General features: G+C 29.4%; 16 protein-coding genes. 1 reads left to right on the top strand and 15 read right to left on the bottom strand.

Going from position 1 to position 14954, the window contains the following annotated elements; all coding sequences use genetic code 11:
* Window positions 1–25: 25 nt before the first annotated feature.
* The 15 genes from radC to IAA47_07220 all read right to left on the bottom strand — a co-directional run bounded on the left by radC (window position 26) and on the right by IAA47_07220 (window position 14465).
* Window positions 26–703: a DNA repair protein RadC gene (gene radC, locus IAA47_07290; protein MBU3842768.1), complete on the bottom strand. Its 678-nt coding sequence runs from the start codon at window positions 701–703 to the stop codon at window positions 26–28.
* 18 nt (window positions 704–721) lie between these two features.
* On the bottom strand, window positions 722–1774 hold the full coding sequence (gene cobT / locus IAA47_07285; GenBank protein ID MBU3842767.1) for a nicotinate-nucleotide--dimethylbenzimidazole phosphoribosyltransferase: 1053 nt from the start codon (window positions 1772–1774) through the stop codon (window positions 722–724).
* 5 nt (window positions 1775–1779) lie between these two features.
* Window positions 1780–2361, bottom strand: coding sequence for a histidine phosphatase family protein (locus IAA47_07280; GenBank protein MBU3842766.1), 582 nt, complete (start codon window positions 2359–2361; stop codon window positions 1780–1782).
* A gap of 7 nt (window positions 2362–2368) precedes the next feature.
* Window positions 2369–3142, bottom strand: a complete 774-nt coding sequence (cobS, locus tag IAA47_07275) for an adenosylcobinamide-GDP ribazoletransferase (protein MBU3842765.1) — start codon at window positions 3140–3142, stop codon at window positions 2369–2371.
* Window positions 3143–3160: 18 nt separating this feature from the next.
* A complete protein-coding gene (gene cobU / locus IAA47_07270) occupies window positions 3161–3724 on the bottom strand; it encodes a bifunctional adenosylcobinamide kinase/adenosylcobinamide-phosphate guanylyltransferase (protein MBU3842764.1) in 564 nt (187 codons plus the stop codon).
* Window positions 3725–3821: 97 nt separating this feature from the next.
* Entirely contained in the window at window positions 3822–5468 is a 1647-nt protein-coding gene (locus IAA47_07265) for a DEAD/DEAH box helicase (protein ID MBU3842763.1), read from the bottom strand.
* A gap of 281 nt (window positions 5469–5749) precedes the next feature.
* The gene (gene yfcE, locus IAA47_07260; GenBank protein ID MBU3842762.1) at window positions 5750–6295 is read right to left on the bottom strand and encodes a phosphodiesterase; all 546 of its coding nucleotides are present in this window, start codon (window positions 6293–6295) and stop codon (window positions 5750–5752) included.
* A 52-nt stretch (window positions 6296–6347) separates the two neighbouring features.
* A complete protein-coding gene (nadD, locus tag IAA47_07255) occupies window positions 6348–6914 on the bottom strand; it encodes a nicotinate-nucleotide adenylyltransferase (protein MBU3842761.1) in 567 nt (188 codons plus the stop codon).
* A complete protein-coding gene (locus tag IAA47_07250; GenBank protein MBU3842760.1) occupies window positions 6911–7360 on the bottom strand; it encodes a PTS sugar transporter subunit IIA in 450 nt (149 codons plus the stop codon). Before IAA47_07250 ends, nadD begins: the two co-directional genes overlap by 4 nt.
* Before the next feature lie 8 nt (window positions 7361–7368).
* Window positions 7369–8163, bottom strand: coding sequence for a hypothetical protein (locus tag IAA47_07245; protein MBU3842759.1), 795 nt, complete (start codon window positions 8161–8163; stop codon window positions 7369–7371).
* Window positions 8153–9175 carry a tetraacyldisaccharide 4'-kinase gene (lpxK, locus tag IAA47_07240; GenBank protein MBU3842758.1) on the bottom strand — a complete coding sequence of 341 codons (1023 nt, stop codon included), beginning with the start codon at window positions 9173–9175 and terminating at the stop codon, window positions 8153–8155. Before lpxK ends, IAA47_07245 begins: the two co-directional genes overlap by 11 nt.
* Window positions 9176–9310: 135 nt before the next feature.
* The gene (gene smc, locus IAA47_07235; GenBank protein MBU3842757.1) at window positions 9311–12829 is read right to left on the bottom strand and encodes a chromosome segregation protein SMC; all 3519 of its coding nucleotides are present in this window, start codon (window positions 12827–12829) and stop codon (window positions 9311–9313) included.
* A gap of 54 nt (window positions 12830–12883) precedes the next feature.
* Complete coding sequence (locus IAA47_07230; protein ID MBU3842756.1) at window positions 12884–13210, bottom strand: hypothetical protein; 327 nt, start codon at window positions 13208–13210, stop codon at window positions 12884–12886.
* Window positions 13211–13485: 275 nt separating this feature from the next.
* Entirely contained in the window at window positions 13486–13800 is a 315-nt protein-coding gene (locus IAA47_07225; protein MBU3842755.1) for a hypothetical protein, read from the bottom strand.
* Window positions 13800–14465, bottom strand: a complete 666-nt coding sequence (locus tag IAA47_07220; GenBank protein MBU3842754.1) for a flavin reductase family protein — start codon at window positions 14463–14465, stop codon at window positions 13800–13802. Before IAA47_07220 ends, IAA47_07225 begins: the two co-directional genes overlap by 1 nt.
* Window positions 14466–14604: 139 nt before the next feature.
* Between IAA47_07220 and IAA47_07215 the strand changes: the two genes are divergently transcribed.
* On the top strand, window positions 14605–14954 hold a 350-nt coding region (locus IAA47_07215), incomplete at its 3' end, for a septum site-determining protein MinC (protein MBU3842753.1).

Genomic DNA, 14954 nt, shown 5'->3' with positions numbered 1-14954 from the left:
ATACTTTTGAATTCAATACAAGCTTTTAGATTAGTCCCTCTTCTAGAAAACTAAAATATCCATCTTGTGTTATAATTATATGTTCTAATAACTTTACATCTATCAGATCTAATGCCTCTTGCATATGCTCTGTTATTTGAATATCCTGCTTTGAAGGTCTCAAATTTCCAGAAGGATGATTATGTGCAAAAATTATACCTTTAGCTTTATAATATAAAACTTTTTCAACTATCTCTCTTGGATAAACAGCACTTTTATCTATAGTTCCTATGAAAAGAGTTTCACTTCCAACTAGCATATTATAATTATTTAAGAATATAACACGAAACTCCTCTCTTGAAGAGAATCCAATCTCACTTCTCAAATATCTTATCAGAGAGTTTTTATCTTTTAATTGTATTCCCTCTTTTTTTATCTCCCCTTTATAGAGATTTTTAGAAAGATCCCCTAGAAGCTTTACAAATATTGCACTATTCTCTTTTATTCCAGAGATACTACATAACTCCTCTATACTAGCTGTTACAACTTCATCTAAACTTCCAAATTTCTCAATTAAATCTTTTGCTATTGGTTTTGTATCTTTTCTAGGTATCACATATGTTAAAAGAAGCTCTAGTACCTCATACTCATGAAAAGCAAAATACCCTCCCTGTAGATATTTTTTTCTAAGTCTTTCTCTATGTCCCTCATACTTTTTCTCCATATTCCGCCCTCTTTATTCCTATTTAAAAAGATTATATACAGCTGTTGGAGTTTTCATTCCATTTAACATATCCAAAGCACAATCTAAAATTGGATATGCCAAAACAGCTCCAGTTCCCTCACCCAATCTCATATTTAGATTTAAAAAAGCTTTCTCTTCAAAAAGATCAAGAATTACTTTCATTCCTGGTTCTTCACTCATATGGGTAAATAAAATAAAATCTTTTACTTTTGGTTCTATTCTATATGCTGTAAAAGCTGCAACAGCAGAGATAAAGCCATCAACTAACATAAGCTTTCTATGTTTAACAGCTCCTAGATACATTCCAACCATACAAGCTATATCTAAACCTCCAACATGGGATATTATATCTATAGGTTGCATATTAAAAGTATTATATCTTTTACATGCCTCTTTAATTATCGTTTTCTTCTTTATAAGAGCTAAATCACTTAATCCTCCACCTCTTCCAACAATTTTATCCAAATCAAATTTTGTAAAAGAGTATAATATTGCAGAACTTGTAGTTGTATTCCCTATTCCCATCTCTCCATTAGAAAAGACTGTCACTCCATCAGATTTTTCAGCTATTATATCTATACCAACTTTTATAGCTCTAATACACTCATCTCTGTTCATGGCAGGCATTTTATAAAAGTTTTCTGTTCCTCGCCTTATATTTTTTTCATAAAGATTTCCATATGCTCTTGGAATAGGCGTTTTCATTCCCACATCTATCAAATTGAACTCGACTCCCAATCTTTGAGTAAAAATACCAATACAAGCTATCTTATTCAACATAGCCTCTGATACTATTCTTGTATATTCTACAGGGCAAGAGGATACCCCTTCCTCTATGACCCCATTATCTGCTGAAGCTACTATATGACATCTCTTACTAATTTTTTCTATTGGATAACCGTAAATTCCAGCCATATTTTTTGCTATTTTTTCTAAAATCCCTAAACTTCCTTGGGGTTTCATTTTACTATCTAGCTCCTCTTGAGCCATCTTCATACTCTCTAAATCTAATCCTTTTATATTCCCTAAAATATCTTTTATCTCAGTCATAGCACTCACCCTATATTTAAGCCTTTTAATATTGGAAAATTATCTACAAACTCTATTATACAGACTCCACCATTTTCAACAGAATATTTCCAATAACTATCTAACTCATTTGAAAAATACCAACTCAATATACAGTTTATCACTCCCCAATGAGTTACTACCAAGTTATCTTTTGATAGATCTAAACTCTCTACAAAATCAATAGCACGTTTTTGTAAATCTCTTGGACTCTCACCAGTAATAAAATTAAAGTTTTTCCAATTTTCTGCACTCTCTTTAGCCTCTAACGGATATCTCTCTTGAATCTCCTGATAGCTTAATCCTTCAAATATTCCAAAGTTTAACTCCCTAATTCTTTTATCTAAGATTATATATCTCTCTAAATAGTTAATCAATATTGCGGTTTCTCTAGTTCTTTTTAAATCACTTGAATAGATTTTATCATATGGTATATTTTTCAATATATCTCTAGCCCTTTTTCCCTGCTCTATTCCATTTGAATTAAGCTCTGGATCTAACCAACCAAAATATATGTTCTCTATATTCATATCAGTTTGTCCATGTCTTACTAATATTAATTTTCCCATTTTTTACCTATACAAATAGAGAAGCACATAGATATATCATAAAAATAACTAAAATTTCTGATATCTCAACTATAGCACCAAGTGTATCTCCAGTAACTCCTCCGATTTTTCTTGTCATAAGTTTAGCAAATATATACCCTAATATCATTAATACAGGTATAATTCCTAATAAAATATATGGTAGGAAAAATACTTTGCATATGATAAAGCCATAGATAAGTGTAAGTAGTGTTGCAATCACTAAACTTATTCCATTTGTATTATCAACAAAAGTTTTTCCCATACCAGTTGCCCTAGCATAAGGAGCGGCATAACAGTTTACAACACTATTTAATCTTGCAAAAGCTGGTGTTAATAAAAACACTATTCCACTTGGTACACCAAATGTTACATCTAAGTCGTATAAAAGTGCTACTTTTAAAATAAAATAAAGAATTAAAACTAATCCTCCATTTGTTCCTAATCTAGAATCCTTCATTATTTCTAACATCTTTTGCTTACTTCTATAACTAAATATTCCGTCAAAGGTATCAGCTAAACCATCTAAGTGTAATCCTCCAGTAAGTACAACTTCTATTATAACTAAAAGTACTGCCATTAACATTGAAGAGTATATAAAATGACTAAAAAGCCAAAAGAAAATAAAAAGTATAATTCCCATTACCATTCCAACTACTGGAAAAAACTTCATACTTTTTCCTAGTGAGTCTGATTCAAACTTTGGTTCAAATCCTATTGGTAATCTTGTCATAAATTTAAAAAGTAATGCTATTCCATTCATATATTTCCTCCATTATTTCTATTTTAATTGTAATTGTAATCCTGATACAGCCATATATGCTTCATCAGAATATTCTGCTGCTAATTGATTTATCTTTCCACAAATATCTCTAAAATATCTCCCCAAAGGATAAGCTGGTATTATCCCCATTCCTATCTCATTGGATACAATTACCATATCTATAGGCTCTCTCTTTACAAATTCAAGAAGTTCTCTCACCTCTTTTTCTATTCCATTCTCTATGTTTTTTATCTCACTCATAGATATTGTATCCCAATCATACTCTTTTTCTAGAATCATCAAATTACTAACCATATTGGTTAAACAATCTAATAATACAACTCCTCCTTTTTTTGAAAATGGAGTAAGTTTTTTAATTAATTCCCTATAAGCTTCTATAGTTATCCAATCTTCTCCCCTCTGCTCTCTATGTTTTTCTACTCTTGCTCTCATCTCTTCATCAAAGGGAATAGAAGTTGCTACATATATTTTTGAGATATAATTGTTATTGAGAATATATCTCTCTGCCTGTAGACTTTTCCCACTCCTAGCTCCCCCAGTGAAGTATATTACTTTTCCCATAATTTCACTTCCCAAAACTTTCTTAATGCTCTAATTATAGCATAAATATGAAACTTTTTAAAGAAAAAAGAACGGCTATTTCTAACCGTTCTTAAGACTACTCTTGATTATCTTTTTTTCTTTTTTTAGCTCTATCTTTTCCAGATTTTGATTTGCTACTTCCCTCTTCAGATTTATCCTTTGCTTTTTCAACAAGAGGTTTTTTACCATTTTTTTCTTTTTGGAAAGCTTCTAATATTATCTCAGCTTCTGTAAAAGGAACAGACATAAATGAGAAGTTTTCAAATACCTCTACATTTTTTATCTTTCTATCATCAACTTTAGATCTCTTTATTACATAATCAACAAGTTTTTTAGGAGTCATTGCATTTTTTCTTCCTAAAGCTATAAATAATCTAACTTTTCCAGATTTTTCTAATTTAACTTCACTTATCTCATTGTAATTATTTTCATCTAATATATCATCATAAGCATGTTTTAATAGTGCAGCTACTATATCTAAAGCTTGCTCTCCATTTAATAACTCTTTTGCAAAATCTTTAAAGTTATCATAATTTCCCTCAGCTAAAATCATATTTAACTCTTCCATTAATCTAAACTTTTTAGCTTGAATTACATCTTTTATCTCAGGAACTCTCTCTTTTCTTATCTCAGTTTTTACTATTCTTTGAATTTGAAGTAATTTTCTATACTCTTGTGGAGTTATAAAAGTTATTGCTGTTCCCTCTTTTCCAGCTCTTCCAGTTCTTCCTATTCTATGTACATAGCTTTCAGCCTCTTGTGGTATAGAATAGTTGATAACATGTGATAGATCGTTTACATCTATTCCTCTTGCTGCTACATCTGTAGCTACAAGAACATTTATCTTCTTAGCTTTAAATCTTTTTAATGTAACCTCTCTATAGTTTTGGCTGATATCACCATGTAGTCCTTCAGCATCATACCCTCTATCATTTAATTTTCCAACTAAATCATTAGCATCATTTTTTGTACGACAGAATACTATTCCATAGAAATCTCTAGTTAAATCTATTATTCTACATAGTGCTTCAAACTTATCTTTCTCCTGTACCTCGAAGTATATCTGGTCAGTTAAATCTGTAGTTAGCTCTCTTGCTTTTACAGCTAATACCTCATAATCTTTCATATGATTTTTTGCTATTTTCATTATCTCATTAGGCATAGTTGCTGAGAAAAATAACATTCTCTTATCCTCATTTGTAGCTTCTAAAATTTTCTCTATATCCTCTACGAATCCCATATTTAACATCTCATCAGCTTCGTCTAGAATAAAGTATTTAAGATTTCGAAGTTTTATTAACTTTCTATCCATTAAATCCATAACTCTTCCAGGAGTTCCTACTATTATATCAGTTCCCTTTTTTAATTGTCTGATTTGAAACTCTATAGATTGCCCACCATAAACAGGAGTTATTCTTATTTTTTTACCATGAGCTAGACTGTTCATCTCCTCTGCTACTTGTAGTGCAAGCTCTCTAGTTGGAGCTAATACAATTGCTTGAATATTCTTATCAGCTTCAAAGTTTTCTAAAATTGGTAAAGAAAAAGCAGCTGTTTTTCCTGTTCCAGTTTGAGCCTGTCCTATTATATCTTTATCTCCATTTAAAAGAGCTGGTATTGTTAAAGCTTGTATTGGAGTTGGTTGCTCATATCCCTTTTTTGCCAAAGCCTTTAATGTTTTTTCACTCAACCCTAATTCTCTAAACTTTTCTAATTTTTCCATTATTCACGTCCTTATAATCTAAAATTCATCATTAAACACCGCAGTGTCCTATAATATAATGATAACTGTTTTATTATAGGAATCCCCTCTGTTCAAATTTTATATAAGCATTTAGCGGATAAAAAGATTAATAAATTTTTTATTAATTTATAATTCAGAGAATAATCCTATATTTTTTTATACAGTATGATATATTGTAACATACTTTTCAAATAATTGTAAGTCTTTTTATTTATTTCTCAAAATTTTTATTAAAAATATGTTTTAAAACCGTTTATCTACTAATTAAAATACCCCTGAAATAAGATATTTTCCTCTAAATCTCTAATTTCAAATTTCTCTTCATCTAAAATAGCAAAACTATTTTTACTTCCATTTTTAGGTAATGAGATCGAACCTGGATTTAAAAAGTATTTTCCATCTTTTTTTTCTAACATTGGTATATGAAAATGACCATATAGCATAATATCTCCTTCTGACATATGAAGAGGATTGTCCATATTATATATATGACCATGTGTTAGATAGACTCTTCTTCCACCTAAATATATCATAGTATAGTCACTCATAATCGGATACTTTAAAACCATTTGATCAACTTCACTATCACAATTCCCTCTTATTGCTATAATCCTGTCTTTATAGCTATTCAAAATCTCTATTACATCCTTAGGAGAGTAATCCTTTGGTAAAGGATTTCTAGGTCCATGATATAATTCATCTCCTAATATTACTAATTTATCATACCCTCCCTTTTCAAATATCTCTATCGCTTTTTTCAAGTAATAAAGTGACCCATGAATATCAGAAATAATAAATAATCTCATAACTCCTCCTTTTGAAAATAGGACTGTCATAGATTAACAGTCCTTTACATTTTTAATTATATAACTCATTTTTTTTTATAAACTCTTCTACTTTCTCTGGAACTAGCTCAGATATATCTTCACCATTTTTTATTCTTTCTCTTATCATCGTCGACGATATATTATATAGTGGTGTATCTAGATAAATTATATTTCTATCTTCAACTCCACCCACATATCCTTCTCTACGAAAAACAATAACTTTACTTAACTCTAATATCTTTTTATAATCCTTCCATTTCGAAAAATTATATGCTGAATCCTCTCCTATTATCTCATAAAATTCATTATGTCCACCATAATAAGAGATTATTTTTTTCAAGGTGTCAACTGTATAAGAAGTTTTTTTACTCTTTATCTCAATATCTGAAACTACTATTTTATCTTCACCTTCAAAAGCTAATTCACACATCTTTTTTCTTAGTTCACCACTCAACATAATGTCTGCCCTATGTGATGCTTTTCCAACTGGAATTATTATTATCTTATCTAAGTTCATCTTTTCTAGAATAAATTTTACTATCTCCACATGAGCTCTATGTATTGGGTTAAAACTCCCACCATATATTCCTATTCTCATTTTAACTCCGCAATAGCCTCAAGAAGTTCTTGATAATTTGTTGCACATGTTACAGCTTCTCTCAATTTCTTATCTCTAAAAGTTCTAACTAGTTCAGAAACTAAGTGTAGATACTCTTTATTTTGTCCCTTTGGTGCACCAACTAAAATTACTATCTTTACACCTTCACCATCAGGAGATTTAAAATCTACTCTATGCTCTAATAACCCTATAGCTACTACTATTTTGTCTATTTTTTCACTTCTTGCATGAGGAATGGCAATTCCCTGCCCTATACCAGTACTACCTAATTCTTCTCTAGCTAATATATTTTCATAAAAGTGGTTTTCATCTTTCAGAGCATCACTATTCTCTCTTATTAAATCAACTAAAATTTTCAAAGCTTCATTCTTACTATGTTTTCCTTTTATATAGGTAATTAGCTTACTATTAAAATATTTCAACATCTATCCTCCTATAAAAAAACATTTAAAACTCTTTTCTCTATATTTTTAAGAGGAGTGTATAATTTTTTACTCTCTATCATAGCTTTTAATTTTCCAAGTATCTTTTCCCTATTATCAACCTCTACAACATCAATAAGTGCTAAAGAAGTAAGAATTTGTAACCCTTCTAAACTTTCTAATAATTCTTTATTTAAAAAAAGTTCTGACCTTAACTCCTCCACACTTCCTAAATAACTTTCTGCATTCTCATAAAAAGCTGTATTATCCCTTGATTTTGTCATATATGATATAAAAATATAGAAAATATTTTCATTGTACTCTTTCATTAATTCTTTTAGGCTTAAAACCATTAATGGTTTTATATTATCATCACCTATTAGGGCAAAGTTAGAAGAAATTTTAAAGAATGTTTCTCTATCTCTTAAAAATAGTTCCTTTCCATATCTTTTTGAAAACTCTAAATTACCATTAAAAAGTGTCTTTATATAATTTAACTTTACCTTTTCAATATCTAAATTAGAATATCTCTCTATCTTATCTAAGTTTTGTCTCTCTTTAATATCACAAGAGTTCAATAATACCTCTACATAATCATCTTCTGTCTTTAAAAAAGAAAAAACAGGTAAAGCAAAATTACCCTTCTTTCTTTTTATATCTCCCTTTGTATCAATAGTTAAATACGATCTTTTATCTAAAAACTGAGCACTTTCACTCAAAACTTCTATTTTTCCACTTTCTTTTAAATAAGATCTAAGATTTTTCTCATCTTTTTCTCTTATTATATCAAGCATATTATACTGCATTATTTACATTTCCTCCAATTCCTTTTAAACAATTATCCTCTAAAATAGTAAACTCTATTTTTAAAACGAAAAAGTTCTCCATATTCATATCTGTAGGTAATTTTACAAGATCTTTTTCTGTCATAATTATAAATGATGCCTTCATACTTTCAGCACGTCTTTGTATCAGCTCTATATCTTTTCTTTTAAAATTATGATGATCCATAAAATCAACTCTTTCTATATATGAGGGCTCCAAAGATATTACTGTTTTTTCAAAATTTAGTGGATTAGCTAATCCTGAAAAAAGAAGTACCCTCTTTCCTTTTACCCAGAAAAGAGGTTTTTGATTTCCTTTTAAATCACATAGAGAAGTTACTCCATGCTTTGCTGTAGAAACCTCTTTTCCACTCTTCTTTTTTAAATATTTTTTTATTCTCTCTACTTCTCTTTCACTTACCAAATCTGATTTTGTTATGATAAACTCTGTAGCTCTCTTAGCTCCCTTTTTAAAATCTTCTCTCAACATACCTTTAGGTAGAACCTCTCCCCACCCAAATGGATTAGTTGCATCTATCAAAACTATATCTCTATCTCTATAAAGCTTTCTGTGTTGAAATCCATCATCTAGAACAATAGTATCTATATCAAAATGTTTTTTAGCAAAAAGACACCCTTTGTATCTATTTGAGCTGACAACTATAGGAACTTTTAAATTCAAGGCATGAATGAATGGCTCATCTCCACTCTCCCTAGCAGTTGCAAAAATTTCATAACCATCACTCACTAATAGAGGTTCTCTTTTTCTTTTTCCTCTATACCCTCTTGAAACAACAGCCACTTTTCTTCCCATTTTTTGCAACTTTTTTACAAAATATTGTACAGCTGGTGTCTTTCCTGTTCCACCTACAGTTATATTACCTATACAGATAATCTCTACTCCCTCTACTCTCCTTATTGGTAAAATTCTCTTATCATAAAGAAAATTTCTAAGGGAAGTTATGAGGTAATATATATATGCTAATATTCTCATTATTACTCCTCAAATAAAATGTTCTACTTTATATTTTAACCTTAGAAAAAGTAAAAAGTCAAGGAATTTTCCCAAAGAATTTTCTTTATATTTATTAAAGCTTTATATATCTATATTTTAATAAGGACTTTCATTTTAAAATTTTACTGGTACAATTTTTGATATTCCTATCTCTTTATTCATAGTTACTCCAAAGATACTCTCTGATTCTCTCATAGTATCCTTATTGTGAGTGATTAAAATAAATTGAGATTTATCTGTGAACTCCTTTAATTTTCCTATTAACTTTCTAGTATTTTTTTCATCTAAAGCCGCTTCTATCTCATCTAGGAAAGTAAATGGACTTGGTTTAAACATAAATATCCCCATTATAAATGCAATAGCAACCATTGATTTTTCTCCACCAGAAAGTAGTGAAAGAGATTGTCTTTTCTTATTTTTAAACTTAACAAATATCTCTACTCCACACTCATCAAAATTATCTGGATTATTTAGTATCAATTTCCCCTCAGCATTATTTATAGTTTCCATACACATTTTATTAAAGTTTTCATCTATAGCCTTATATGCTGTAAAAAATCTACTATGTATAGTTTCGTCAATCTCTTTTATAAGTTCTAAAAGTACATTTTTTCCCTTTGTTAAGTCCTCTCTTTGAGTTGCTAAAAAGTTATATTTCTCATTTAACTCTTTAAACTCTTCAATAGCAAGTAAATTCACCGCTTGGAAATTTTTTAATCTACTATCTAATGTTTTAAATCTCTCTTTACTCTCTTTTAAATTCTCCACTTCAATAGTAATTGCTTCTATCTTTTTAAGATTTTCTAAGCCCTCTTTTAATCTCTCTAGGTCCCCATTCAATCTTATAAGCAATTCATCAACTTTGTTTAAACTGTCTCTTTTATGTAAAAGATAGCTCTCTACCTCTTTTCTCTTTTTAAGAAGTTCTCTCTCCTCAACTCCAAGCTCTTCGTTCAGTTTTTTCTTTTCAACAATCTCTATATTTTCACTTTCATATTTCTGAACTTTTTCATCTATCTCTTTTATTAAAGTTTGCTCTAAATTCTCTAGCTTTTCAATCTCTTTTTGTAAGAAAGATATCTTTTGAGTTAACTCCTCTCTCTCAAAATTCAATATCTCAAAATCTTTTTTCTCTCTTTCTCTCTCTCTTTCTATTTGATTTACTCTATCTTGTACATTTAGATATACTATTTTCTTATCTGAAAACTCTGCTCTTTTTTGAGTTATAACTCCATTTATCTCCTGAGCTTTTACTATATCTCCCTCTTCCTCTTGTTTTAATTTTTCGACTATTAAAACTATTTTTTCCATCTCATCATTAGAGGTATTTATTTTCTTTTCAAACTCTTCATTGTATTTTATCTCTTCCTCTAACTCTATCTTTATGGTTCTTATCTCTTTACTTATTCTCTCTACCTTAGCTCCATTATCCTCATGATACTCTTTGGCTACTCTTACCTGCTTTCTTAATTCCTCTTCTGCACTATCTATCTTATCAATCTCATTCTCAAAGTTTTCTAACTCTTTACTTAATCTATTTTGTTCATCCACACCTTTTGAAATAACCTCTTTTAACTCTTCAACCTTTTCCTTTAGATGTTTAATCTCTCTTTTTCTTTCAAAAAGTTGGCTAGCTGTAGAGTTTCCTGAATCTCCCCCTGTAATTCTTCCTCTTGAGCTAAGTAATTCTCCACCTAAGGTTACAACATTTCCAGAAAACATCGAATTTTTTATAATTTTTAAAGCTACGTCCATATTTTCAACAACAAGTAGATTTCCAAGGATAAAATCCACTACTATTTTATATCTCTCAGATGTTTCAACTAGCTCTGATGCAAGTCCAATTACTCCATCTATATTCAATTTGATATCTTTTTTGGCTCCTACTTTTATTGTATCTAAAGCTAAGAAAGATGCTCTTCCTACTTTCTTCTCTTTCAATAAATTTATTGCCCTTTTAGCTACCTCACTTGTAGATACTATGATATCTTGAATATTTCCAGGTACTCCAGCTTCTACTGCTTTCATATATCTCTCTGGAATGTTTACAAGGGAGATAAATACTCCTTCAACTCCTTCAATTTTACTATTTAGTACCTCTTTTACCCCTTTAAAAAATCCCTCATTATTCTCTTCTAATCTAAGTAAGGCCTGTAGTTTTGATGAATATCTCTTTTCATCATAATCTGAAGTTCTTATGATCTCAGAAAGCTTATTCATTCTTTGGCTTGATTTACTAATCTCTTGCTCTAAAAACTCCCCTCTTACCTTTATCTCTTCAAGATTTTTATTTTTTTCATCTAATGCTTTCTTTGACTTATCCCTCTCAGTTTCAGCATCGATCATCTTTTTATTAGTTATTTCTAACTCTTCTTTTAAAGAGTTTATTTTATTACTACTTCCTTTTACCCTTCTATTAGAGTTTTCAATCTCGTTAATAAGCTTCATTCTTTCGATCTCTAACTCCATAACCTTTCTCTTCTTTATCTCTCTTGCAGTATTAAAATCCTCCTTTTCTTTCTCCAGTTCCTTTATCTCTTTTTCAAACTCTTGGTTTTCCTTTGAAAGAGTCTCTATTTTTTCTGCTATTGTCGTAGCTTCTTTTTCTAATTCAGATAGAGCTTTTCTCTTCTCTTCAATCTTTATTTCTCCCTGTTTCAATCTATTCTCTCTATCAATTATATCTCTTTTATAGCTAGAACATCTTTCACTAACCCTCACTTTTTCCTTTTCTTTTTCACCAATCTCCTGCTTTAGCTCTTGATTCTTATTTCCACTCTCTTCTATATAAGTTTTTAATTCAACTTTATTTTTATCTATCTCCTCTAATCTTAACTCTATACTTTTGAATTCACTTTGAAGTCCTTCTGTCTCTTTAACTAAGTTCTCTTTATCTACACTATTCTTTTCTAACTCTTTATCTTTACTTTCATACTCACAAAGATATATCCCCTTAGCTAATGAATCTCTATTATCTTTTAGTTTTAAATACTCCTGTGCTTTTTCAGCTTGTTTCTCTACTTTTTCTCTATTTTCTCCTACCTCTCTAAGTACTAAATCTATCTTTTCTAACTCTCCATCTACATTTTCAAGATTCTTTACTGCTTCATTTTTCTGTCCCTGGAATTTTTTTATCCCTGCTGCTTCCTCAATTATTCCCTTTATCTCTTTTGATGAAGAACCTATTATTCTCTCTACCTTTCCTTGTCCTATTACAGAGTATGCACTCTTTCCCACTCCTGTATCTAAGAAAAGATTTCCAATATCTTTTAATCTAGCTTTTGAATCATTAATATAGTACTCATTTTCTCCAGATGAATATAACTTTCTAGTTATTTTTACCTCTTCACTTTCAATTTGTAAAAAAGAATCTCCATTATCTATATACAATGAAACCTCAGCAAAACTCATTGCCTTTTTATCTTTTCCTCCAGAAAATATTATATCCGCACTCTCTTTAGCTCTAATATTTTTATATGATTGCTCTCCTAATACCCAAAGTACAGCATCTAGTATGTTAGATTTTCCACTTCCATTTGGTCCCACTATCGAAGTTAATCCTCTATTAAATTCTATATATACTCTCTCTCCAAAAGACTTAAAACCAAAAATCTCAACTGCCTTTAAAAACATTTCTCCTCCTAGTAATTTTTAATACCTTCTTCTCCTCTAACTATTTAAACTCTCTTACTCTTGAAATCTATCTATTGCTTTCCAAGTAATTACTTTTACATCTGAATACTCCTGTTTATTATTTGAGCAACACGCCCTACATGTTCCATCATTTTTAGAACATTCTCCACAATTAGAACCTGAATGACAATCCTCCTGCTCTCTTTTTTTATACTCCTCATAACTCTCTAGGTACCCCTCTTTTAAAAGTCTTGTGTATGACTCTTCTAATTCCTCATAAGTTATTCCTAAATTTTTAACTATTGCCAAATCACTGTAAACTCCAGCTGACAATAGGAACTTTATAACTTTTATATCTATATCTTTTAACTCTTTACTCATCTCTATACTCCTCTTTATCTATCTTTAACATTAAAAATTATAACACAGTTTTAATTTTTTTGTTATATAAATTAGATTATAAGTTATATTCTCATAAAAAGAAAACTCTTTATATTTTATTTAAAATAAACAATCATAAAACTTACTGCAAATAAAAAGGAAAAAATTTACTCTAAAAACTAAAGTAAGTTTTTTCCCTTTTTTATAACTTTAAATTATTTTATTGTTTTAATTTTAATAAAATTTATATTACATAAAAATTGAGCTTGATAAAATTATAATTTAATTATTATATATCTTTTTCCCTTTACTGTAATATACTCCTCTTTCTTTTTATGAACCTTTTCAAACTTTCTATGTGTATATCTCTTTAGTTGCTTTGGTGGGTAATCCTTATGATATGCTCTGAACTCCATTAATCTAATTGTAGATTCTATCTCGCCTTTATCATCTGCTACTAAATAATCATCTGTTCCTACAGTAAATAAAATATTATAGTAAATAGGATCATTCTTTATCTGTTTAAAATTAAAATTTTTCTTAGTTTGTTCAACAATATATTGTCCTAAAGCATTTAATCTATCTGACATTATCTTTTTCCTTTCTTTTTTGATTTTTCTATTGATTTATTCTTTTTCTTTTTAGGTTTCACTTCTGTTTTAATTTCAGATTTTTTTCTTTCTACTGTTGCTTTTTTAGCTACTGAATATCCAAAACTTCCTATTGGTGTCTTTGGAACAGGAAAATACTCCCCATGAGAATAAGTTATAAGATTTGCCCATTCAAAATGGATTTTTCCATTTTCATCAATCAGTTTTTTATCTATATGTGAGCAAAGTACTTCTGCTATAAATAAGTCATGTGTTCCTAATGGAATTATTGATTTTACTTTACATTCAATATTTACAGGACACTCATCTATATAGGGGCTATTTACCTCTTTTCCCTCTTTCATGGTAAATTTCATCTCACTTATTTTATCTACAACTCTCCCAGAACGAACTCCACAGAAATCAGTTTCTTTTGTTAATCTTCTAGTTGGAAGATTTATAGTAAACTCCATACTCTCTTTTATATACTCATAAGATAATCTTTCTGGCCTTATTGAAATTGATAACATTGGTGGTTTTGTACACACAGTTCCAGTCCATGCAACTGTAAAAACATTATCCTTTCCCTCACTATTTCTACTTGTTACCATAACTACTGGAACAGGATTTAAAACAACACTTCCTTTAAAATAATTTTTACTCATACTCTTAGCTCCTTTTTTTATTTCATTTAAAATTATAACATTTTTTCATAATTCTTACAATAATAATAAGCTATAGTATTGATTAAATGTTGAACATGTGGTATACTCACTGTATAAGGATAAAAAAAGGTGATACTTTATGAGTAATTATGTCATTTTAAAAGGTAAAAAAGATAGATTATCCATTCACCTAAATAATGAAGTAGATTTTTTAGCTATAAGAGATAGTTTAGTTGAAAAAATTAAAGAGGCCAGAAGTTTTATTGGTCATGGACAGATGGCTATTGAGTTTACTAATAGAAAATTAAGTGAATTGGAAGAAAATGTACTAATTGATCTGATAAAATCTAATAGTGATTTAAATATAACTTATGTGTTTTCTGAACATAGTGAAGAGCCAGAAAAAATAAAGTTTATAAAGGCTATTACTGAAGAAGGATTTACAAAATTTTACAGAGGTACTCTACGTTCTGGAAATAAATTAGAGTA

This window comes from Candidatus Fusobacterium pullicola, from assembly GCA_018883725.1.
Taxonomy (GTDB): Bacteria; Fusobacteriota; Fusobacteriia; order Fusobacteriales; family Fusobacteriaceae; genus Fusobacterium_A; species Fusobacterium_A pullicola.
The sequence above is the reverse complement of the archived record's forward strand: the minus strand, read 5'-3'. Positions and strand labels throughout refer to the sequence as shown.